The organism is Serratia sp. (in: enterobacteria) (assembly GCF_051654945.1).
Taxonomy (GTDB): Bacteria; Pseudomonadota; Gammaproteobacteria; order Enterobacterales; family Enterobacteriaceae; genus Chania.
In genome coordinates, this window is sequence record NZ_JBOFZA010000072.1 from 411,150 (window position 1) to 431,132 (window position 19,983).

27 protein-coding genes are annotated in these 19,983 nt (G+C 44.1%); 5 read left to right on the plus strand and 22 right to left on the minus strand.

Annotated elements, in window-relative coordinates; all coding sequences use genetic code 11:
• Nucleotides 1–5: 5 nt before the first annotated feature.
• The 21 genes from ACRDCA_RS12400 to ACRDCA_RS12500 form a co-directional block, all read right to left on the minus strand.
• On the minus strand, nucleotides 6–1,997 hold the full coding sequence (locus tag ACRDCA_RS12400; protein WP_438689775.1) for a lytic transglycosylase domain-containing protein: 1,992 nt from the start codon (nucleotides 1,995–1,997) through the stop codon (nucleotides 6–8).
• A 109-nt stretch (nucleotides 1,998–2,106) separates the two neighbouring features.
• A complete protein-coding gene (locus ACRDCA_RS12405; RefSeq protein ID WP_438689776.1) occupies nucleotides 2,107–2,673 on the minus strand; it encodes a hypothetical protein in 567 nt (188 codons plus the stop codon).
• Nucleotides 2,674–2,675: 2 nt separating this feature from the next.
• Nucleotides 2,676–3,116 carry a hypothetical protein gene (locus ACRDCA_RS12410; protein WP_438689777.1) on the minus strand — a complete coding sequence of 147 codons (441 nt, stop codon included), beginning with the start codon at nucleotides 3,114–3,116 and terminating at the stop codon, nucleotides 2,676–2,678.
• A 35-nt stretch (nucleotides 3,117–3,151) separates the two neighbouring features.
• Nucleotides 3,152–4,234 carry a hypothetical protein gene (locus tag ACRDCA_RS12415; protein ID WP_438689778.1) on the minus strand — a complete coding sequence of 361 codons (1,083 nt, stop codon included), beginning with the start codon at nucleotides 4,232–4,234 and terminating at the stop codon, nucleotides 3,152–3,154.
• Nucleotides 4,234–5,175, minus strand: a complete 942-nt coding sequence (locus tag ACRDCA_RS12420; protein ID WP_438689779.1) for a hypothetical protein — start codon at nucleotides 5,173–5,175, stop codon at nucleotides 4,234–4,236. The genes ACRDCA_RS12415 and ACRDCA_RS12420 overlap by 1 nt, the downstream gene beginning before the upstream one ends.
• Nucleotides 5,168–5,593: a hypothetical protein gene (locus tag ACRDCA_RS12425; protein WP_438689780.1), complete on the minus strand. Its 426-nt coding sequence runs from the start codon at nucleotides 5,591–5,593 to the stop codon at nucleotides 5,168–5,170. The genes ACRDCA_RS12420 and ACRDCA_RS12425 overlap by 8 nt, the downstream gene beginning before the upstream one ends.
• Entirely contained in the window at nucleotides 5,590–6,045 is a 456-nt protein-coding gene (locus ACRDCA_RS12430; protein ID WP_438689781.1) for a hypothetical protein, read from the minus strand. Before ACRDCA_RS12430 ends, ACRDCA_RS12425 begins: the two co-directional genes overlap by 4 nt.
• Nucleotide 6,046: 1 nt before the next feature.
• Nucleotides 6,047–6,517, minus strand: a complete 471-nt coding sequence (locus tag ACRDCA_RS12435) for a hypothetical protein (protein ID WP_438689782.1) — start codon at nucleotides 6,515–6,517, stop codon at nucleotides 6,047–6,049.
• 50 nt (nucleotides 6,518–6,567) lie between these two features.
• The gene (locus ACRDCA_RS12440) at nucleotides 6,568–7,596 is read right to left on the minus strand and encodes a hypothetical protein (RefSeq protein ID WP_438689783.1); all 1,029 of its coding nucleotides are present in this window, start codon (nucleotides 7,594–7,596) and stop codon (nucleotides 6,568–6,570) included.
• 14 nt (nucleotides 7,597–7,610) lie between these two features.
• Entirely contained in the window at nucleotides 7,611–8,207 is a 597-nt protein-coding gene (locus ACRDCA_RS12445; protein WP_438689784.1) for a hypothetical protein, read from the minus strand.
• Nucleotides 8,194–9,504 carry a DUF2213 domain-containing protein gene (locus ACRDCA_RS12450; protein WP_438689785.1) on the minus strand — a complete coding sequence of 437 codons (1,311 nt, stop codon included), beginning with the start codon at nucleotides 9,502–9,504 and terminating at the stop codon, nucleotides 8,194–8,196. Before ACRDCA_RS12450 ends, ACRDCA_RS12445 begins: the two co-directional genes overlap by 14 nt.
• Nucleotides 9,494–10,306 carry a hypothetical protein gene (locus ACRDCA_RS12455; protein ID WP_438689786.1) on the minus strand — a complete coding sequence of 271 codons (813 nt, stop codon included), beginning with the start codon at nucleotides 10,304–10,306 and terminating at the stop codon, nucleotides 9,494–9,496. Before ACRDCA_RS12455 ends, ACRDCA_RS12450 begins: the two co-directional genes overlap by 11 nt.
• On the minus strand, nucleotides 10,269–11,687 hold the full coding sequence (locus tag ACRDCA_RS12460; protein ID WP_438689787.1) for an anti-CBASS protein Acb1 family protein: 1,419 nt from the start codon (nucleotides 11,685–11,687) through the stop codon (nucleotides 10,269–10,271). The genes ACRDCA_RS12455 and ACRDCA_RS12460 overlap by 38 nt, the downstream gene beginning before the upstream one ends.
• The gene (locus tag ACRDCA_RS12465; RefSeq protein WP_438689788.1) at nucleotides 11,687–13,012 is read right to left on the minus strand and encodes a terminase; all 1,326 of its coding nucleotides are present in this window, start codon (nucleotides 13,010–13,012) and stop codon (nucleotides 11,687–11,689) included. Before ACRDCA_RS12465 ends, ACRDCA_RS12460 begins: the two co-directional genes overlap by 1 nt.
• A gap of 12 nt (nucleotides 13,013–13,024) precedes the next feature.
• On the minus strand, nucleotides 13,025–14,047 hold the full coding sequence (locus tag ACRDCA_RS12470; protein ID WP_438689789.1) for a terminase small subunit: 1,023 nt from the start codon (nucleotides 14,045–14,047) through the stop codon (nucleotides 13,025–13,027).
• A 7-nt stretch (nucleotides 14,048–14,054) separates the two neighbouring features.
• Entirely contained in the window at nucleotides 14,055–14,495 is a 441-nt protein-coding gene (locus ACRDCA_RS12475) for a lysozyme (RefSeq protein ID WP_438689790.1), read from the minus strand.
• A gap of 201 nt (nucleotides 14,496–14,696) precedes the next feature.
• Entirely contained in the window at nucleotides 14,697–15,380 is a 684-nt protein-coding gene (locus ACRDCA_RS12480) for a Gp49 family protein (protein WP_438689791.1), read from the minus strand.
• A gap of 3 nt (nucleotides 15,381–15,383) precedes the next feature.
• A complete protein-coding gene (locus ACRDCA_RS12485) occupies nucleotides 15,384–15,887 on the minus strand; it encodes a DUF2514 family protein (protein WP_438689792.1) in 504 nt (167 codons plus the stop codon).
• Nucleotides 15,887–16,276 (minus strand): M15 family metallopeptidase, encoded by a 390-nt coding sequence (locus ACRDCA_RS12490; RefSeq protein ID WP_438689793.1) that lies wholly within the window; start codon nucleotides 16,274–16,276, stop codon nucleotides 15,887–15,889. Before ACRDCA_RS12490 ends, ACRDCA_RS12485 begins: the two co-directional genes overlap by 1 nt.
• Nucleotides 16,273–16,593: a phage holin, lambda family gene (locus ACRDCA_RS12495; protein ID WP_438689794.1), complete on the minus strand. Its 321-nt coding sequence runs from the start codon at nucleotides 16,591–16,593 to the stop codon at nucleotides 16,273–16,275. Before ACRDCA_RS12495 ends, ACRDCA_RS12490 begins: the two co-directional genes overlap by 4 nt.
• A gap of 53 nt (nucleotides 16,594–16,646) precedes the next feature.
• Complete coding sequence (locus ACRDCA_RS12500; protein WP_438689795.1) at nucleotides 16,647–16,802, minus strand: hypothetical protein; 156 nt, start codon at nucleotides 16,800–16,802, stop codon at nucleotides 16,647–16,649.
• Between the two features lie 236 nt (nucleotides 16,803–17,038).
• Here ACRDCA_RS12500 and ACRDCA_RS12505 point away from each other — a divergent pair, with 236 nt between their 5' ends.
• The 5 genes from ACRDCA_RS12505 (at nucleotide 17,039) to ACRDCA_RS12525 (ending at nucleotide 19,637) form a co-directional block, all read left to right on the plus strand.
• Complete coding sequence (locus ACRDCA_RS12505; protein ID WP_438689796.1) at nucleotides 17,039–17,623, plus strand: hypothetical protein; 585 nt, start codon at nucleotides 17,039–17,041, stop codon at nucleotides 17,621–17,623.
• A 45-nt stretch (nucleotides 17,624–17,668) separates the two neighbouring features.
• The gene (locus ACRDCA_RS12510; protein ID WP_438689797.1) at nucleotides 17,669–18,289 is read left to right on the plus strand and encodes a hypothetical protein; all 621 of its coding nucleotides are present in this window, start codon (nucleotides 17,669–17,671) and stop codon (nucleotides 18,287–18,289) included.
• Between the two features lie 92 nt (nucleotides 18,290–18,381).
• Nucleotides 18,382–18,966 (plus strand): hypothetical protein, encoded by a 585-nt coding sequence (locus tag ACRDCA_RS12515; protein WP_438689798.1) that lies wholly within the window; start codon nucleotides 18,382–18,384, stop codon nucleotides 18,964–18,966.
• The gene (locus tag ACRDCA_RS12520; protein WP_438689799.1) at nucleotides 18,967–19,386 is read left to right on the plus strand and encodes a hypothetical protein; all 420 of its coding nucleotides are present in this window, start codon (nucleotides 18,967–18,969) and stop codon (nucleotides 19,384–19,386) included. It begins immediately after the preceding gene.
• Nucleotides 19,383–19,637: a hypothetical protein gene (locus ACRDCA_RS12525; RefSeq protein ID WP_438689800.1), complete on the plus strand. Its 255-nt coding sequence runs from the start codon at nucleotides 19,383–19,385 to the stop codon at nucleotides 19,635–19,637. Before ACRDCA_RS12520 ends, ACRDCA_RS12525 begins: the two co-directional genes overlap by 4 nt.
• A 63-nt stretch (nucleotides 19,638–19,700) precedes the next feature.
• Here ACRDCA_RS12525 and ACRDCA_RS12530 read toward each other — a convergent pair whose 3' ends face one another.
• Nucleotides 19,701–19,973 (minus strand): hypothetical protein, encoded by a 273-nt coding sequence (locus ACRDCA_RS12530; protein WP_438689801.1) that lies wholly within the window; start codon nucleotides 19,971–19,973, stop codon nucleotides 19,701–19,703.
• Nucleotides 19,974–19,983 lie beyond the last annotated feature (10 nt).

Genomic DNA, 19,983 nt, shown 5'->3' on the forward strand with positions numbered 1-19,983 from the left:
GTTCCTTAGTATGGAACCACTATAGGCGAATACATATTAGCGGCAATTTGTGCTGTTATATCAGATCCTGGTGTTTGTTTAATCTCAACATCCAATTTAACCCTATTTGGATTTTTATCTGTAGAACGGCCATCACGTAGAGCTATTCGGGATAATTCATCCTCATAACCAAGCCGTGGTAGAATTTTATTTAGATAGTCATAGGTTTCTTTAGGGAGTGATGTTAGCCCATGCTTATCAACATTGCCCATACCCCAGTTATAAGCGGCTACGGCTTTTGCTACGTCGCCATCATATCTTTTCAATAAACTATTTAGGTATTTCGCTGCGGCTTTTGAGGCTTTTTCGCGATCAAAGACTTCTCCGCCTAACAAGCCCATATCCTTAGCTGTTCCTGGCATAAATTGAAACGGGCCTTTAGCGCCAGCTGAAGAAACGGCAAATCTATTCCCGGCAGACTCAACATCTTCAACAACGCTTAGCATACCAGCGGGAAGATTATATTGATTTTCAAGCTGCGCATAACTTCCACGATTTACGCGCCTTGTTGATTGTGCATGTTGTACTGGTTCATTTTTATTTAATTCATAATTTGACCATCCACCGGCATTCCAACGTTCTTCAACATCATCTACACCGACTCCAGTCAGAAGGCCAAAAGCAGTTTTGCCCAAAGCTTTAACAAAACCCCATGCGCTGGGATCTGGTTCATGAGGTGCGGCGTTGTATTGACTGAAAGACGAGCTAATAGATTTGTTTACTTTCGGGTTACTCAAAGAGTTAAGTGCATTATCTCTTATCTGATTAATTAACAGATCGTCCTTACCGCCCAGCAAACTACCGAGCCAGATAATCCCCCTCGCAATAGCCTTGACTATATCTGCAATCGCTTTACTAAAGTCTCCCAAATCTTTTTGAAAACCTGGATTGCTGATCCATGCGCTGAAGGTTTCAAGACCTTCCCGAATAGTATCGAATACAGCCTTACCATTTGGGCCTTTTAGAAATTTATCAACAGCCTGAGTAAATGTAGTAGCCAATTCACCAATCGGGCCATTTAAATTACTAACCCATGTTTTAAATGAATTAGCCATTAAATCGCTATTGGTATCAAAAATTGTAATCAACTTTTGAAATGATGAATTAACATTTTCTGGCAATGCTAATTGTGTTGATGTTGTTTCAAATTGCCGGGCTAATCCTGGTAAATTTTCCCGGTTAGCCATGATCTGATTAAGCACTTCAGGGCTGATTAACCCCCCCAGGCCACGACTACTAATTGTGGTATAGGCTAAGCCGGTATCTTTCATTCCTTTTGTTAATTCTGCTACTTTTTGAAAAAGCAAAGGTAGATTGGTTCCCGCTCCTTTTGTCGGATCGATGCCTGCCGCCAATAGACCACGATAAGCGGGATTGGTTACATCTTGTTGCGCTGCGGCCAATCCTTGCATAATGCCGGATACGCCCGATATGCGGCTACCGTAGACGTTTTGCGCGGCCTGCATTTGCCCTACAGGCACGTTAAGACCTTGCGCGGCCATAGCTTGCTGTGAGGCGCGGCGGGCCATCATGTCATAGCCAAACAGACTACCCCCGCCGATTAACGCGATCCGCACGCTCCATTTTAAAGCAGATTCAAACAGCCCCTTTAATCCGCCGATGGTTTTTTCAATTGTTTTATTAACTTCGCCAAATGTTTTATTGATCCCTCTAGCCAGTCGCTCCACGTTAGCCAGAAAGCGCCCCTGGTCGCCACCACGGCCACCGCCAGCGCCACCGGCACCACCAGCCCCGCCAGCACCGCCAGCACCGCCAGCACCGCCAGCCGCACCAGGGCCACCAGCACCGCCAGCGCCACCATTTAAAGGAGGGGCAGATCCCGGAAAATCACGCTGATAACGTTCGGCCACTTCACGTAATTTTTCATAAAGTGATAGGGTTTCTTTTAATTTTTCGTTATCAACATTAATAACTAGTGTGGGGATTGGCTCTGCCATTATATTTTGCTCCTTTTATGTTTCATGAGTTCGCGGAGTTCTGCGGCGGTATTAATATTAAAACCGTACTCACGCATAAAGGCATTAATTCCATCATGAGTTATATACTCTAAGATGGAACTGATGAGGTTTTCTCCGTCCCGCCAGTATTCTCTTTGTTGATCGATGTCTGCAATGATGTTAGCCACTCCGTAGCAGTTTGCGACGTATAGACACTGCCCCATAGAGAACTCACATCCTCCATCAGTGACTTGGCCTGCGCTGGCTTGTTGATGGTGTAAACACAAGTAAAAAAAACAATCTCGCCTAGCACATCATCAGGATCAACAATATCGCGACTGATCGCCACGTCCAGGGGAATTTCTTCCCACCCTTTACCCTCGACGGGAACAATCGCCGTTGAATTTCTGATAATTTCTTGCACTAGTGTATTTTTTACACCGTGCGCACCTTCCCACGTCTGATCGAGTTTTGAAATATTTTCAAGCATCATATAAGCCACGCGCGGGCCAGCGATCACATTTAATCCCTGTCCAAAAATGGCGGCAAAGGTTTTACTCAAGGGCAAAAAATGTTCCCGGTAAATTTCTTTAGAGATTGGCACGGAATGCACATAGATAACGCCTGTATCAGTTTCAACAGGCGTGACCAAATTCATTTTTCTTGAAATTTCCATTTTTATAAATCCCACATATCTTTGTTAACGTCATAAATCCCAAATACTGAGATAAGGAACGCCGGATCACGTCCAGCGAAACTTACATCACCCGCAGAACGCAAGGTTGCGCTGCGTATGACGAAATCGCCTAGCGTTGTTGTATCTGAGAAAATTTTTGCCTCACCTAAAAAAGTATCCGTTTCAATCTGATTTTTAAATAGTTGCGCCATCCCCTGGCTACGCACCAAATGAATTTGAACATTGATCATTTGGTATGGATTAGGGGACGGTGCGCCACCAGTCATGGTAGGCAGCAATACGCCCGCATCGCCTTGAAATTGAATGTCTATAGCATCCTGGGTTAAGTATGCGGCGGTAATGTTTAATTCTGGATGCTGTGTGAATTTCACAGACGCTCTAACTTTATTGAATACACCTTGCGAAACAAATGGATTAGGCATTTTATTTTATTCCCACTATTTAGATTAAGAAATGTTTATGGCAATTGCATAGTAACGTTAATGTTAAAGACAATTTTCACAAAACCACGCATTGGGGTATATTCTGCCGACAATCCTGCATATCGGCCAATGGCGTAATCATTTGGATTATTTTTCACATATTGCCTGAAGCCTACAGCGTTAACTGTTGGATTACCATTAACCAGGCCATAACTAACGCCAGAATTAAAGACACTTTGTGCTCTAAGCTGTAAGCGTTCGATGCCATCCTGATTAAAATACAACGGATTTATTGGGTTATTACTTCCATTGATAATTTCATTAGCCAATGCAAGATGCGCGTTAATTTGGATCCAGTCTACTGAATACCAATAAGTCAAATCATTGCCATCTGATGACATACCATTAAACAAAACTTTATTGCTAATCCCACCTTCAGCGCCAACGCCAATATAATTTATATAACCATTGGTCAAAAGTGTTTTTACTGATTTTCTCTTGGCAAAGGGGATTACGCCGAACATGAAGCGAAATGCCATCGGTGGAACTTTGTTAATTTCAGATGGATCAGCGCTAACCAGATTCCACATAAACGCGGCAGAATTACTGATTGTAGCATCATCGCTTTTCCGGGTTACGATAACGCTTTTCGTCCCCTCATACGGGTTTTTTCCATCATCTTCATCTATATCAACGAAAAAATATAACATAGATGTTGTAGTCTCGTGTGCCGCCGCTAAACTAATAAAGCTTGCAATGCCATCCCAAGATGCGGGAACTGTGTATGCATAAAATCGCAATTCTGGATCATCAATGTATTCTTTCAGATTTGCAATTGCCGCCACTGCCTCAGTGCTGCCGGTTTCATAAATATATACGGCTTGATTTTGGCCTTGAGCAAAAAAGCTTTCTGTCATAGCTGTAATCGATGCCGTTCCCGTTGCCTTGAGAATATCCTTTAAATCGGAAGCCTGCGTAATTAACTGTGATGTACCCGCCTCAAGCGTTGTTTCTCCACTTGAAACGAGCGCCGCAGTTTTTTGTAATGTTGAAGGGATCGCGCCGATAGTTTGCGTTACGTTTATTGTTACGATTTGAAAATCTGAAGTATCCGGCATTATAAAATCTCCAAATGAATGAAAGCTTCTTTGATTAGTTGTAGCGCAATATCTCTTGCGGTCTTTTGATAATAATTTATTTCAAAGTCGATATGCTTTTTCTTTGCTAAAGCATGTATTTCAACTTGATTTAATTTATCATCAATCATTACCGGGGAATTGCTTATCCCATAGCCTTCTTCATCACATGCATTGTAAACGATATAATCCATATAATTTAGGGCTTGAGCGTTATTTAATCCGTATAGCGTTACGCGCACCTTATCAACTACATGCTGTGAGCGTGTAAATAAATTAGCTGCGGCCTGTAGCGGCTGTGTTTCTTTGACATCAGCAACAATATAAGGCGGTATCATGTCAGACGGTGATAGATAAGACGGGTAAACCGTCCCGTATTTTTTTAATCTCATCCAGATAGGGATACTATTAGATAAAATCAAATCAGTATCGATATCTGCGGGATCGTTGATGATTTGAGATTTTAGCGTTGGTAAAACCGCGTTTCCCCGATAATGAAAAATTCCTGCTTGCGTATATTTACTTTCCATACGTGAAAAAGTGAATTGAACGCCATCATATTCACCAAGATAAACCCCCTGGGGACTAGGTACATTAAAATCTGCAATCGGTTCAAGCGGTGTAAAAATAATATGATTTACTGATTGTGATGCGGTTTCTGTTTGTTCTATGACTGCCTGGCGGTGCAAGCTGCCAGTAATTTTTACCGTTAGCGGCGCATTATCAAACCCCAGCCGTTTTAATTCCTCCTTGTTTACCACGCTTGCTTTTACCCAAAATACATAACCGTCCAGCGGCAAAACCTGTTTCACATAAAGCGTAAATGTGATTTGCTGATGTGCTGAAATGGTTTCTACAGCGGCCTGCAAAACATTTGATAAATCCGTGCTCGCTGTTTTTGCGGATTCTTCTAAACTAGGCATCGAAACTTATCCAGGCAGTGACAGATGAAAGGAATAGACCGCCATCGATAAATGACGGCCTGCGCGGGCCGTGATGGATTTTTAAACGGCTGTTAATGCCTTCCAGTGCCGCAAGCGTAGGAACGCCGTCAACGTCCAATCCGGCCATTTCCTCACGCTCAAGAAAAAGACTGAATGCTTTAACAACACCGCTTAAAATAATTTCTGATTCATCAAAAGGCGCTCCGTAACTGATATGATTAATCAGCTGTAGCGTAATGGCTTCATTTACTTCCCTTATGATCTCCTCTTCATGCTCATGATAAAAATTTGTGAAAAGCTGATAGCGATCTTCTAAATCGTCTGCGACCTGGTGCGTCGTTGCCGGGGCAATCCCGTAGTCATAAGGGATATCAATTACGCCAAGATTTATTTTCATCGCGTCAGCCCCCAATACGGCCCCAACTCCATTAGGATCGCCAGTGCAACTTTCCCATATGGATCTTGCAATAGCATTAAATCCGCCAAGCTTAAATTGCTCAGCGCATCACCTATAACCGTTGATCCGGATGTTCCTTGATCGGCTGCGGCTGTCATAACGCCAGTAACTTTTTTGCCAAGCCCCAATTTTGATCGCGCATCTGCAAAAAAAGTGCCTGGCGGAATGTCATTAGCGAAATTTAAAAGAAAAGAGGCGGCAAGGTTATACACGCATGTTTTATACATGGCAGGCAACATTTCTAGCCCCGTTCCCTTCGGCATCCATTCGCTAGCGACTTCAAAGGCGCATTGCAAAAAATAACTGTCATCAGCAATAGCAGATACAGGAACTTCCATATAACTACGGACGAATTTTAAAAATCCTTCAAAGCTTGGAAGCTCCCCGATCATTTTATTTCTCCACTTTAATTTTTTGTTTGAATGTCTTTGTCTCTTCTGTTTGCGACGGCTCAAGCGGCTGACCTTCGATTGTCATTTCAAAGCCAGATTTTTCTTCTTTACCGTGATTTCTGGCGACTTGCGTCAATTCGTTATTCATGGATAAAACGCTGTTATCGCGGATTTCCTGCGCTCGTTGATCCAAGAATTCAACGCGGGCCTCATAAGCCTGGCGGATTTTTGGTAATTCGATCTGTTTATCCTGCGAATAACACAGCCCGGAAAAATCAGATGGAATTTTTTTCACATCAACAAAACCATATGGCTTGTGCTGGTGGATGATCGCGGCAATTTCATCTGAGTTACCTTCGATCATGATCTGTTCGCCAGATTTAATTTCTCTGACAAAATTTTGTGTGCGCTCAGGCAATTTATAATTAAATGCGTGAAGTTGTGCGGTGCAATTTCCGATAAAGAGTTTCATAAATATCCTTAAAAAAGGCGGCATTACGCCGCCATGAGGGAAAATTAATATTAACCATACATCGCAGAAAGCAACGTTACGCCTTCAGATCGCAGCGTCCAACCCGGCGTTGATCGCATGGTGTACAGCGTAGTTAAAGCGCCGTCAGCAATCGGGGTCGTGATTTCCGTAGGCGCGGCCACATCACAGAACATCTGATTTACCGCCCGTTGGTTAGGCGTCAAACTGGCGAAAATGTTCGTGTTGATACCCGCATCATTGCTAGGAACGTTCAACACTGGCGCACTGATGATAATCAGATCAGCACCGCCAGCGCCTTTTTCCAGCAATGTTTCATCAACTGTGAAAATCACATCATCGCCAACGGCTTCACCTGCGATTGTCTGCACAATAACGCCAGTTGTTGATGTACCAGCGCCCGGACGTTGATAGCTCGTCAGCTCTACAATGCCAGTGTATGACAACTGACTTAAGAAGCGCTGCGGCCCGCACACGACGATCCGCGCTGGCTGGCCCAACATCAACATGCGAATTTTCAACGCTGCAATATGACCTAACAGCGCTTGCGCCAATTCGCCGTTATCCCAACGCGTATACGCCGTTTCGCCATGGCTATCAGCGCCAAGGTTTACAGTCATCGCATTCGGTGCGTTTACGATGCCTTCGCCGTTTGATGGCTGCATTCCGTACAGCAACATAACGCGCAGCGTTTGCGCCGTACCTTGCCGCGCTGCAAGCTGTAGGGCTGCGGGCAACGCGTAGCCCCATTGGCTAGCGGCGGTATCGTCATAAAGCCCGTATTGCGAACGTGTAGCAATGCGGTATGTCATCATCTGGGTATAACCAGGAACAACAGAAGATGACATCAGCTGATTAGGTAAGGATTGGCTCACTGAGTTCTGAGTGGTGAGGCGCAATGTTTTTTGGTAAACCAAAAGATCATTTGTGCCAATTTTCACTTCAGGCCGGGAACTTGGTAGTAAATCAAACGCGCCTGTTACCATCGAATATTGCATGGCAATGTCAGGCAACATCATTGATGGATTAAGCGTAACATACGCTGGTGCAAATGTGCTCATTATGTACCCTCAATTTAAATCTGAAATAGTCCCAATGGGGCGTCAGTCCAGTTAACGTTTTTAGTTGCGCTATCTTCTTCTGCCGCCATGTTGCCGGTCATTGAAACAAGTAGCAGTTTAATAGCCATGCCATCGCTGGCGGCTATGTCGATTCGTTTATTTACCGGATCCCATGAAAACGTATGTTCATCGACTGCCGTAGAACCATCAGCCAATGCCGCCACTTGTGGGCTGATAGGTAATGGAATACGAGCGCCAGAACCAATACGATAAAAATGGATGCCGTTAGTCGCCATATATTGGGGAACGCCACTGCTCGGACTAATTACCCCATGGTTGGCCTGGTTGAATACGCAAAACGAATTGGCATTAGTTTCCGTAGCGGGACGAATTACCGCGCCCAGGGCATTATTTTTCGCTTGAGGAATAGCGGCATTCAGCGCCAACCCACCCCACAGTGAGCCTACAACATCGTCAGCAATGATACCCGCTGCCAATGATAGGCGAATGGCTGGATCGTCTTGAGCGTCGCCCTGTGTTAGCCCTGTTGAATCGACATTAAAGCTATTTTTAAATGCCGGGCCTGTTTTGTAAGCATTACTTAGCGCCATAATTCATTGCTCCTGGTGTGTTAAAACGGACTAATTTTTGACCTGGGTATTTAACAGAATTTAGCCAAACATCCATATCGCCTTTATATTCTTTGATAGGACGGCCCGCATCATCATGTCTGACAGTTTGAATCAATTGTCCTGGTTTATTTGCGATTTCCCGCGCAATGGATGCCTGCGCATCTGCAAAGATTTCTTTTTCTACCATCGACAATACCGCAGCATCAGCGATAACTTTAATATTGAGATCTTTGTGTTGCTCGGAATATTTTTGCAGCCCAGCCAAAACGCGCTTGCGATAAGCCAAGGAATTTTCACCACTGAATGGCGACGGGGCTTTTTTACCGCAGGCAGTATAAGCGGAATCCGCTTTAACTTGTGCAGCTGTAAGATCAGCCTCATCAGCCATAACATTTTTTTCCTGTTCTGCGGCATCAGCCTTGGCTTTTTCTTCTTCGGCCTCCATAGCGTCAGCTTTCGCTTTTTCTTCGGCCTCCTTATTTCTCGCCTCTTCTTCTGCCGCGTCAGCTTTCGCCTTTTCCTCTTCGGCGGCTGCGTCAGCCCTGGCTTTTTCTGCCCGAACCTTTTCTTTTTCTTCCGCTTCGATCCGTTGTTGCGCTGATGATTCCATGCTATCCATTCGCGTGGTCAGGGCATCAAATTTTGTATTAATAGTTTTCGTTACCTCGCCGAACATGCCAGCCAGTAGCGCTTTCATTTCTTCTTCGTTCATATCTAATTTACCTGTGTTAGTAATTTCAATACCTGCCGGAATTTTATCTACATCCCAGACGCCCAAACTACCCCGATCCGCTGTTACTAATGCGATATGGTCAATTAAAAACGGTTTTCCTTCGATTAACATCGTTGAATCATCGATTTTTAATTCAATATTTCCAGATTCGTCGTCAAAAATTACTGATGGGCTGGTAGATACTTTTCCGGTCAGTATTTTATCAACGGCATCCTCATAATATATGCGAACAACCGCCCAAACCTCATTGCCTTTGATATAGGGTAACATTACGCTACCCACTACTTTTTCTTTAAAATCTTTTTCTGTTAATCTCCCATCATCGGTATGATTCATAATAACCGGCAGGCCATTACAGCGTTTTAGAAATTCATCATTTAAATAAATATCAGGATCGCGCCATACATGTTCATCTATACCGGCTCTATAAGCTAAGCCAGTGCCGGTTATCCGCAGATTTACGAGCCACATACTAGAAAATTTCATCGGTGAAGGAATAGTGCCATCACGGATATTTTCTGCTAATTCGAATTCAGTTAACAAATTCTAGCCTCCCTTTTTCTGTTAAAAACTCGAGCGGCAATTTTTGCGGGGCATAAATCGGCAATGCCTTACAGCTGCAAAAAACTTCCTCACCAGCGGCGGTGATTTCATCATAATAGCCGTAAACAGGTTTAATCAGCCCTTTCTCAAGCGCCCAGGAACCACGGATCAGGTAGATTAAATCATCGCGATCTTTGTGGTCTACGCGGAAGTTATATCCGGGCCTACGCCAATTAGAATGCCATTGAAACGCTATAGCGCCACCCTGAATGGATAGGATGTGAGTTACGGCACTAGCAAGCTTGTGGCCCTGGTCAATCGCCACACGTCGATTAATAAAGGATTGTTCCATCAAAGAACTTTTAATCGCTTGCTTTTGTGCGTTCCTATCTACCGCAGATGTGCCACCAGGCGGCACGGATGAAACCCACCCTTGAAAGCGTTGAACCGTTTTATTTATAGCAGTTTCGCGATTTAATTTAATTAAATCAGCCGCCATAAATATACGCTTATCCAATTCACGCCTTAAATCAGGCTTGATGTTGTTTAATGTAATCCTGTTAGGCCCATCAACAGGCTGATCACGTAATGCGCCACCATCGATAACTAGCCGCCTGTATACGGCTTTAAGATGGTTTCGCGTGACATCAAGATTATCGTTTTCTCTATTTGCGGCAATCCTTAGTTTATTGCTCCAACTGAGTAGTGATTTTTCTGAATCCCAACCGCGATCAATATAATAATTAATTGCATCGGTTAGCGTTTCATATAATGTCTTTTTCCGATAAGTCTTGCTGGCCATTATCGCTTACCTGTAATGGTGGGGCATTTTCCTGTAAATATTCATAGTCAAATACAATAGGATTGTTTTTCGCAACATAGGTAGTATTTATTGTTTCATTTGACCATTCAATTAATTTCGTCCTGTTAATGGGATCGACTAATGGAGCCATAGCGGATACATATTTTATTGCCCTAACAATCAATTTTGAATCAGCATCCTGTTTTTCTTCTGGTGATTTCTCCATTAATTCAGGCCATTTAGACCTAAAGCTACGACGCCATGATAAAAAAGTCTCTTGATATTCACCGGAAATAATTTCCGGGTTAGATGCTTTTAATGCGTTAAAGAAATCTTCACTCCACGCGATATATTGCACTATACGCTCAAAGAATAAAATAACCGGCTCAATAGTTTGTCGCACACTATCGATATATTGAGCAATAGCTTTCGAATCCTCTTTGCCATCACCAAAGCCATTTGCGAACGCTTCATCTTTCATCAGAAATGAAGGCGTATCACTGGCGGCTGCAATGTTAGAAATTATATTATCTCTAGCGGTCGTCATGGCTTTATCAATATTTTGTAAATCCATGGATTCGATAGAGTCACTTTGTCCAATACTTAATACACCTTCGTTTTCTGCGTCCTTAATATCCTTTCGCCTGGCAATGTTTGCAATTCCCATTAAATTAGAAATCACCGATGAATTTTGCTGTACTTTAGCAATGATAACACCCGCTTTTTTACTGACTAAATTATCAGTGACCATTGTGTTTATAAATGATTGTAACGGGTATAACGCACGCTGAAAGACTGATCGCCCGGTGTAACCAAAGGCCGAACGCTGATAGCCAAGATAAATTGGCGCACCGTTAAAAATTTTCATGGTGCGTGATGGATGCCATTTTTGACCTGAAATGTTTAATGTGTCATCAGGACGTTGGAAATCTGGTGAATTCGGTTGCTGATCCGTCACCATGGAACCGGCAGCGTTTAGCGGATCCCATACGTTGATAAAAATATTATCAGCCGATAAGCCAAACCCACCTAGTGGATCCTCGCTTTTCTCATTTATCGTGCCTACGCCGATTGCTGCGGCCCCGTAGCAACGCACCAGAAAGAAGAGGTTACGAATTTTTTCGGTCACACCTAGGGCTAACCAGGCATCCTCAAAGGCTTTGACGATTTTGTCATCCGGATCATCATCGACATTATTAATCCGTGGTTTAAATAACGCCATCGTGATCGGCTTTTCCACCAGCTTTCCGCCCAATGGATGCTCAGCCCAAATGATTTTGCACATTTCATAACTTGCTTGATCACCTGGCGTAATGTTGGCGCATTGTAATAAACGGGATAGCTCCGAGCCTACCCCGCCTACATTCGTTAATTCAGCCATTATAATGCTGCTCCGTTCCCGAACGCGATAATCAGACCGTACATGTAGCCGTCTAGCAGATCATCAGCGCGTATATGTGCTTTTTTATCTGCCAAGTGGAACCCGGCAACCTGTTTTGAAAGGTGATTAGCCTCAGTGTTTTTAAATGGCATTGTTTTATTAAATGCCTGCTCAGTGATTTTACACATTTCCTGGTAATGGTAGCCTGAAGCCATTACGCCGCGTTCATCCTTACCTTTGCTTGTAAGCTCGGAATCAATGGCTTTCATATCCCATTCTTCCGTTTCGGCCTTCTGTAGCAAGATAGCGCCCATTGCGGCGTCCTCCATGAATATTCCTGCACTGCCCATACGTGGCTTGCAAAGAAGTGAAAGACGCTCAAGGTTTAAATAAACATTGGGGATGTATTCAGGCAGCAACGAGCCTTTTATTTGCGTTACATCCCAATCAATAATTGCTAATTGTGGTCTAGGGACGTAATTGTAAGTGTAAGCATAATATACAACGCCTGTTCCATCGTTTTCCGTCCCGCCCTTGAGCGCAGTATCTGCGACAGCAAAAATTAAATCGCAGGTTTCCGGCATGGGAACCGGCTTACCATCCACCAGCCATTTATTGATATCAAATAACGCATCTTTTGACCAATCAACAAACTTAGCCAAATATTCTTGCAGCCATACACGCGGATCAGAAGTCCTTTCTATTTCTGCCAATTCTTCCGGCGACATAAACGGATTAGATGAAGTCGGCGCGTAATGTTCATGAAATCCTAATTTTGGATCATGACAAATCGCATAGAAGAAGTTTTCATCGTTAATCCCATCCGGCGTAGAAAATACCCAGGCGCAACCTATATAGTCCAACAGCGTAGGTTTAATAGCTCTAGGCCAGATTTCCGCCAGCATTTCCGGCGATTTAGTAAATGACGCTTCATCAATGAGCACGGCATGATATTTTCGCCCACGTCCTGCAAGCTTATTATCATTCGTTACCCAAAAATCTATTTTCCCGCCATTTTTTAAAAGAATACGCTTTTCAGACCGGGAACTACTTTTTATTAATGGCCCTAGCGCTTCCTCTAACTCATCAAAAATTTCCTGGTATTGTCGATATTGCGCGGTAAAAATACCCACGCGGCCAGCAATTATTTTTTTAGAAGTTGGAACCTTGAATTTATTAGTGACATAGCTAATTGCTATCGTCACCAACATCGCCGTTTTACCCCAACGTCTACCGCACCGAACTACGTTATATCGATACTGGCTTCCTTCCTTCCATATTTTTTCCTGCCCGGTGTGTAATTCGGGTATGAATATTTCTCTCATTACATGCCCCGATCATTCGCTTCCTGGCGGCTTCAGCGCGTTGTGAACAATGATCGTTTCATCACCGCCCGTCTGTTTAAGGTTGTTTATTTCAGCGCGTAATTTCTCATTGGCAAGCTGTAGGCGTTGCAAATCTAATGCCTGCGCTCTTTCAGTGCGGCGGAAGTTGAGCAATTGCATCAACTGGATCCGCGCTGCTTTTTTATCTTCAGTTAAAATTTCTATGCCAAATTTGCTTTCTTTCACACCAGCAAAGTAATGCAGGGCATCACCATCTAAATCACGCGTATCTGAATAAAACGTTTCCCCAATGCCTTCACCCTGGCAGCGGGGGCAATCAGGGTTAGGATCCATGTTCTCCACAAATCCTATTCCACCTGTTAAATCAACGGGGGGTTTTTTATCAGTCTCCGCTTTTTTTTCCGCTTTTAACTGCTCATCCAGATCCCGCCATTGGTAGTGATTTTTTTCTCCCCAACAAAAACGGCAGTTAACGCGCCGGTACTGAGAAAGCGCGTTCGGGTCTGCATTGATGATAGCCATCAGCTGATTGATCACCTGGTCGAGATCGGCTTCATAACGCTTTGCCGTCCTGGCTTCCTGGTCACGAATTGCCCGTCTAACCTTAACATCCCTATACAGGCGACTGGCCGCAGCGTAGGCCGTGTTGCCCTGGCAGGTGTAACCAGCCTTACGGTAAGCCTCAACGCGGCTTTTTGTGACCGTGAACCAGTACGCGAACCAAGCCTGTTGGACTGTTATCCCGTATTCGTCAGGATCGATTGATAACGTTGTGCCATCATCATCAGTTATTTCAGACTGTTTTTTTTCTCTCCCAGATGACCGACTAATTTTTTTTTGAGCGATTTTTTTAGTCGCCGTCTTAGAAGGTTTTTTTTTACGTACCCATCCCAATCTTTTCGCCATGTCGATCAGCGTGGTTTTTTTTACACCATGCTTATCTGCTACACCCTGGATCGTGAGCAAACCAGCACAATAATCAATCCTGAGTTGGCCCCCGTCTGAGTCAGTCATAGCTTACCTACGATAAAAATAGTTCTCTTTCTACAATGCGGCGTCTTTGTTCGAACGGTGTCCAGCGTCCCGGTAAATCTGACCAGGATAAAAATTCTTCCGCCGCGCCCTCTTGATCGCCAGCATTCAGTTTTTGTAGCAAGCTGGATGCGGTGAACGCTTTTGATCCGATGCTGCAAGCCAGGCTCATCAGTGCATCAAATTGACGTTGCCCAATCTCAACAGTGATCACATCAGTTAACTGAAGCTCATAGCGGCCTATCATCTTAAGCAACAGCTCGTTGGCCTTAGCCTTGGTTATGATCATGCCTTCGTGCAACTCCAGTCCGTCTATGGGGCGCTTCCAGCCGTAGCCTATGATCCACTCGCCACCATCATTTTTAAAAGCGCGTAACCGGCAATGTTCAAAGCTCTTGATCAGGTTCAAACCGTTTTCACTGATGTTCATTTAGAATTTCCTGCTGCTTTGTAAAATATAACCCTGGCAAACGGCGATACCGCCCACCCTGAAAACAGATCATTTATTCTTTAAAACACACTCAATCATGATTTTTTCAGAAGATCATAAAATTCAGCCACCAGCTTTGGATCGCTTTGATAAAAAAAATCCATTATCGGTGGCGCTCTTAGAACGCCACCTGTAATGGCCTTAATCCTTCAGGTATTCGTCTGTACGGCTGCACATTTTGGTTTCGAGTAGCTCCGCACTGTTGGATGTGATGACCGCTGTGTGATGAGGGTGGACGTTCTCAGCCATCCACTTGATCAGCGGCTTGGCGGCTTCTTCAAAGCTGGCTGGTTTCTTTTGCTCAGTTTCTTTTAGCGCCATAATTTGTTGGGCTTTCTTTAACGCGTTAGAGCGTGCGGCTTTCTGCCCTACATCTGGATCATAACCTTCAAAGTTAGGGCGTATATCTTCACCAATTACCACCCGGCCACCGCGTAGCAATAACACGCAGAACGTCAGCAAATGCAATGGATCAGGGGTGGCTTCAACGTATGGCATAGGATTAATTTTTAGATCATCTTCCTTAGCCTGGTGATCACCTTGCGCCGCTGTAAAATAATACTCACCGATAAGGCCAATTTCATCACCAATTGCGCATTCATCCAGGCATGGCCCTTGATCAGTAAAGCAGTTGACGCAGGCGTGATCATGCTTGGCGGTCTGCGTGTTGAAGAATTCCCACGCTTTCCCATGCTCATCACGTAGCTGTACGTCGCTCATCATTCGAAAGGGCAGATGAAACATTTTTTTGTAGCCTTGAGCCATAGCCTCATTGATGTAACAGATTTTTTCAGTTCTTTCTTCAGGACTAAATGTAATGGTCATTTTTTATTTCCTATAAATTACATCATATGCACGTTCGCAAGCTAATCCCCTAATTCGAGCGTCGTCAGCTGTTGCCGCATATTCCCCCGCTCGCTGGTCAGATTGCTTAAGCAGTTCGGCAAACAAGCGGGCCGCGCGGGCTTCTGCTTCGCGTTTTCCGGCAATGGCGGAATTGACGGTTCCTTGACTGTCGCGCAATCTTTGCTGTAAGTCGCTGATTGTGCCGTGCAGCCGATCAGCGGCATCAGTAGCGTAAATAACATCAGTTTCCATAGCATCGATTTTTTTAGCTGCATCTTCGCTTACCTCCGCAACCTTGTTTTGCATGTTCTGTTCAACGGCGCGGTTGGCGGCTTCCTGAATAGCTTGTGCGGCCTTATCAGTTATGTCGCGATCCGCCCATTTGAGTTGCCATTGATAATCTGCATATCGCTTTCCACCGTAAAAAATAGCGCCAGCGATAATCATCAGAACAATGGCCGTTATCCTGATGTTTTTTAGCTCCATTAGGGGTAAGCCTCAAAAGGTAGCTGGAAGTGCGGCCCGTCTTTAAGCGTTTTCCAATCCCCGCCCCATTCAATGGGGATCTTTAATTCAGAACTCGCTTTCTTAAACGCCGTAGAAATCTGCTCGTAATATCGCCATTCCCAGGAAACACCCTTTCCAATGAATGCGGCCACATCAATAGCGTGTCCGGTCAGATGTCGACTTTTCAGCGTTTGGCTTGATCCTTCTCTCAATAGCTGCCGCTGCCGTTCCATGGTGCGAAAGCCCTCAATCACGCCGAAATCTACAACGCTTAATTCCAGCGCCCGCCGAGCGACTTTAATCAGGTCAGGATGAATACCCTTTAGATTTCCTTCGCTGCGCTGGCTGAAAATAAATTTATTTGTCATTTTATTGCCCCTGTTTTTTTATCGGCAAGATCCTTTATCTTGCCACCGAAATAGCTTGTCCCAAGGTATCCGATAACAACGCTTGCAAAATATGACCAATCCGGGCCAACGCCAATAACAGATAGCGCATCTTTAATAAACCAGCCAAACACAGCACACATCAGCGCATCAAGAAGAGATTTCCATGTTCCATCCCCTTGATACTTCCCGCGCAAATATGCCATGCCACCAGCAAGCACCGCCGCGATCCCTTGCTCTTTTATTGATACTAACCACGCAAAAATTGCCGCCCATACTTCAGGGCTTTTGTCAGACATTTTCATTAATCCTCACCCCGCTGGGCATTAGATATTTAAAAATAAAGTGGGAATTATTCTTTTATTAATTTTTTCGGTTTCAGTTCATGAATCCAGATTTTCTTACTATGGTCATAGATTTTTACTGCTAAAAAAATTGAATCACCATCTAATACTTCAGCTAATAAATGATATTTTTTACCATTTATTAAAATTTTCGAGATCGACATTTTCCGCTCCCGCATCTTTCGCATTTTACAGGCTTTATTACAGGATTTTTGATCTGACCTCGTAGGCGTGAACCATCGCCCACATTCACATAAATATTGAAGTGTGCCGCAGCATCTACACCGCTGGCGGGGAAGCGCGTTACCCATAGGCGTCACTATTTGCTAAGCAATATTGATATAGATCAATCTAACGTCAATCATTCATGGTGTGGATATAACCACAGGAAAGCATTCATATGCCACTTATAGATGACGACGACGACGATGTAGTGAAAGAACCCATCCAAAAAAAATCGGGAGTAAAAGCAATGACTGAAGATAAAGGGATCAATATTGAACATCATGATCATGATTATCACCCTCATGCCGGGTATCCATACCACCACAAAGATTATGCCGCTGTTGGCGTGGGTTGGGGCATCCTGGCCTTTATCGCGTTTATCGTGATTATCTGGGCTGTGTGGGCTGGTCATCACCGGTCAGCTGAAAACCATGTTCGCGATATTGATAAACACCATGACGCTATGCGCTGCATTGATAAGTTGGGTTATGAAATGGGTTATACCCGCAAACAACTTAATGATATGCAGTGCATGGAAGAAAAAATTATTCAAAAAGAAGAAAAAATTTATGACCGTATGTGCTACGAGCAAGAAACTATGCTTCGTTTCGGTGCGCCATATGGTGAACATACTCAACGCCTATGTACGGCTGCGCCTGCCCATTGCGGGGAACATCGGGGGCATCGCCATGGCGGCGTGATTAATGGCTCTCAGCTGTCAGACACAAATACATTCGCCTACGATCACAGCGTTCTGTAATCATCTGCCGGGGGTCTTAAGCGGCCCCCTATAAGGAAAAAAGATATGGCTATTGTAATTAACCACGAATCAAATCAGCGTGATAATAACGATGATTTTAATCATAACCGTCGCGGGCATGATGAGCGTCGCGGGCATGAATACCATAACGGGGAAGGCCGGGGGCATGGTCACGGACGCGTGCGCGGCGATTATGATGAGCGGTTCGGTGATGACAACGTAGTTGATAACCATAACCGCAATGATCATAACCGCAAAGACCACTTCATTGAAGAAGGTCGCGGGGAAGGTCGTGAACGTCGCGAACGTCATGACGATGACCGAGAATGCCATAATAATCGCAATGGGCATCGCTGCCACCCAAAGGTTAAAGCCCCCGTCGTATTAGCTCCAATCGTCGCGGTGGCTGGCGGTACTACTGTTATTGGAGCATTCCCTGATCGCGTTGCTATTCAAGTATTGAATAATGCGGCAGTCCTGGCGACTTATACAATCGTCTTGCAACCTTTACAAGATTGTGAAGAGGGGTATGTAGTTGTTGAAACTGCATTAGGCATTACATCACTGACTGTTTTAGGGGCAAGTAATGTTTCTGCAACAGCTTTAACTACCGCAGGATCATATTTAACTCTTAAATGGAATGGCAGTATTTGGGAACAAATCTGATGAGGATCCAGGGGTCTTTATGGCCCCTTTTTTTCTCTGATTCAATCGTTTGTCTGAATTTTCATATTCACAATTTCTATATGGGGCATCACATGGCAGCTTTAACAATTGACGGCCTGAAACGCGCATTAACTTACATTCAAGATAATAGCAATATTGCTTATTATGAAGTTGGCCCGCGTAAAGGGATTATGGTTACTGACCAATTCAACGAAAATGAAGCCTATCATCTTCGCCTGGTACAATCACTGGAACCGCGCTTAACGGTTCGCCTGGCCGAGCAATACACATTGCTATCATTGGATGGGCAAGAATTGCTCCACATGCTGAATGATGATCGTTACCTGGAAACCCTGCGGCTTCAGCTTCAAAGAGAAAACGGCTATTCAGAACCGGCAGACGTGCAGGTTTTCAAATTGTTGCGTAAACAATTAGAAGGCACAAATCCGACTACATCATGGCCTGATGTCATAAAAATGCTGGTAGAACGTACAGTTAACGAGAAATTAATTTTACCAGAAACGAATCCACCTCTCGTTAATTCCGTTGTGGAACCAACAGAGATTGAAGAAAAAACACCATTGCAACCACAGCCAGAACCAGAACCAGAGCGGCAAACAGCAAAAATAATTCGTTCAACGAAAGATAAAGCCAAACAAAATTTTGCGGGGGTTTAAATGTCCGAACATATGGCCTTAGTCAAAGCGGCTCAACGTGGTGACGCGCTTATTTTTGACGATTGGGAATTTAATCCTGGTGTTATCGAAATGCGAAAAATTTTGCGTGAAACGCGCCCGAATACCAGCGGGCGCATGAGTCGCGCACAACTCGCATTCCCGCCGATAAAGGCGCTTTATGAAAAGTTAAACAGCCGAATAAAATATTTACCCGTACCCAAGGATTTAAAAACCAGTTTGAATAATTTGGGTAAATTGTTTGACCGCATCAAGACCGATAAACAGTATGCGATTTTGGCCTATAACACCTTTCCTGTGTTAGCGGATCGATATGGTGCAGGAACGCGCATTGATGGAAAGCCGCGCCTCTCCTTTGTTCGGATGATAGATGATCCACTAGCGCGGGAATTATTAAAATGAATGATTTAGACGGCATCATTAAATTTATGCAATCCCCATTGGGACGAATGCTAGTTAATGGGGGTAAGGAATTTTTCACTAATCATCTTTTTCCATACTTTCGGCAAAGCATGGCTGGGAGCATGAAACCCGTTGAAATGTCGGAAGAGGAAATCCACCAGCGGGCCAAGGATGAATTTGCCACGGTAGATGATTTTGATATCGAACCAGAAACAACAACGCAAAAAAAAGAGGTAGACGACGATGAGTGATATCCCACCATGGCCCACCAGGCCACCGCCAGATGATTATGACGACAAGCCGCCATAGGCGGCTTAATCTTCTAATAATCTTTCAATAGGAATGATTGAAATCCCTTTGCGCTTATGCCTATCAGCTTCATATCTATAGCGGTATTTTTCTTGAATTTTCCCATCTCGCATAACAACAAAACGATAACCATTAGATATCATTTTATGAATAAATTCAGCATGTTTTGCTACAGCGCTTTTTCGATACATATGTTTATGTAATGTTAAAATTAAGTTACATAACTCTATCATATGCTTTGTTGAGCGTTCAAAAATTTTTATAATCGGTGATGACAATCACAAACTC

Excerpts from the sequence above, each read along its gene's own strand:
- ACRDCA_RS12400 (WP_438689775.1), bottom strand. The coding sequence starts at position 1,997 with ATGGCAGAGCCAATCCCCACACTAGTTATTAATGTTGATAACGAAAAA.
- ACRDCA_RS12405 (WP_438689776.1), bottom strand. The coding sequence starts at position 2,673 with ATGGAAATTTCAAGAAAAATGAATTTGGTCACGCCTGTTGAAACTGAT.
- ACRDCA_RS12410 (WP_438689777.1), bottom strand. The coding sequence starts at position 3,116 with ATGCCTAATCCATTTGTTTCGCAAGGTGTATTCAATAAAGTTAGAGCG.
- ACRDCA_RS12415 (WP_438689778.1), bottom strand. The coding sequence starts at position 4,234 with ATGCCGGATACTTCAGATTTTCAAATCGTAACAATAAACGTAACGCAA.
- ACRDCA_RS12420 (WP_438689779.1), bottom strand. The coding sequence starts at position 5,175 with ATGCCTAGTTTAGAAGAATCCGCAAAAACAGCGAGCACGGATTTATCA.
- ACRDCA_RS12425 (WP_438689780.1), bottom strand. The coding sequence starts at position 5,593 with ATGAAAATAAATCTTGGCGTAATTGATATCCCTTATGACTACGGGATT.
- ACRDCA_RS12430 (WP_438689781.1), bottom strand. The coding sequence starts at position 6,045 with ATGATCGGGGAGCTTCCAAGCTTTGAAGGATTTTTAAAATTCGTCCGT.
- ACRDCA_RS12435 (WP_438689782.1), bottom strand. The coding sequence starts at position 6,517 with ATGAAACTCTTTATCGGAAATTGCACCGCACAACTTCACGCATTTAAT.
- ACRDCA_RS12440 (WP_438689783.1), bottom strand. The coding sequence starts at position 7,596 with ATGAGCACATTTGCACCAGCGTATGTTACGCTTAATCCATCAATGATG.
- ACRDCA_RS12445 (WP_438689784.1), bottom strand. The coding sequence starts at position 8,207 with ATGGCGCTAAGTAATGCTTACAAAACAGGCCCGGCATTTAAAAATAGC.
- ACRDCA_RS12455 (WP_438689786.1), bottom strand. The coding sequence starts at position 10,306 with ATGGCCAGCAAGACTTATCGGAAAAAGACATTATATGAAACGCTAACC.
- ACRDCA_RS12460 (WP_438689787.1), bottom strand. The coding sequence starts at position 11,687 with ATGGCTGAATTAACGAATGTAGGCGGGGTAGGCTCGGAGCTATCCCGT.
- ACRDCA_RS12465 (WP_438689788.1), bottom strand. The coding sequence starts at position 13,012 with ATGAGAGAAATATTCATACCCGAATTACACACCGGGCAGGAAAAAATA.
- ACRDCA_RS12470 (WP_438689789.1), bottom strand. The coding sequence starts at position 14,047 with ATGACTGACTCAGACGGGGGCCAACTCAGGATTGATTATTGTGCTGGT.
- ACRDCA_RS12475 (WP_438689790.1), bottom strand. The coding sequence starts at position 14,495 with ATGAACATCAGTGAAAACGGTTTGAACCTGATCAAGAGCTTTGAACAT.
- ACRDCA_RS12480 (WP_438689791.1), bottom strand. The coding sequence starts at position 15,380 with ATGACCATTACATTTAGTCCTGAAGAAAGAACTGAAAAAATCTGTTAC.
- ACRDCA_RS12485 (WP_438689792.1), bottom strand. The coding sequence starts at position 15,887 with ATGGAGCTAAAAAACATCAGGATAACGGCCATTGTTCTGATGATTATC.
- ACRDCA_RS12490 (WP_438689793.1), bottom strand. The coding sequence starts at position 16,276 with ATGACAAATAAATTTATTTTCAGCCAGCGCAGCGAAGGAAATCTAAAG.
- ACRDCA_RS12495 (WP_438689794.1), bottom strand. The coding sequence starts at position 16,593 with ATGTCTGACAAAAGCCCTGAAGTATGGGCGGCAATTTTTGCGTGGTTA.
- ACRDCA_RS12500 (WP_438689795.1), bottom strand. The coding sequence starts at position 16,802 with ATGTCGATCTCGAAAATTTTAATAAATGGTAAAAAATATCATTTATTA.
- ACRDCA_RS12505 (WP_438689796.1), top strand. The coding sequence starts at position 17,039 with ATGCCACTTATAGATGACGACGACGACGATGTAGTGAAAGAACCCATC.
- ACRDCA_RS12510 (WP_438689797.1), top strand. The coding sequence starts at position 17,669 with ATGGCTATTGTAATTAACCACGAATCAAATCAGCGTGATAATAACGAT.
- ACRDCA_RS12515 (WP_438689798.1), top strand. The coding sequence starts at position 18,382 with ATGGCAGCTTTAACAATTGACGGCCTGAAACGCGCATTAACTTACATT.
- ACRDCA_RS12520 (WP_438689799.1), top strand. The coding sequence starts at position 18,967 with ATGTCCGAACATATGGCCTTAGTCAAAGCGGCTCAACGTGGTGACGCG.
- ACRDCA_RS12525 (WP_438689800.1), top strand. The coding sequence starts at position 19,383 with ATGAATGATTTAGACGGCATCATTAAATTTATGCAATCCCCATTGGGA.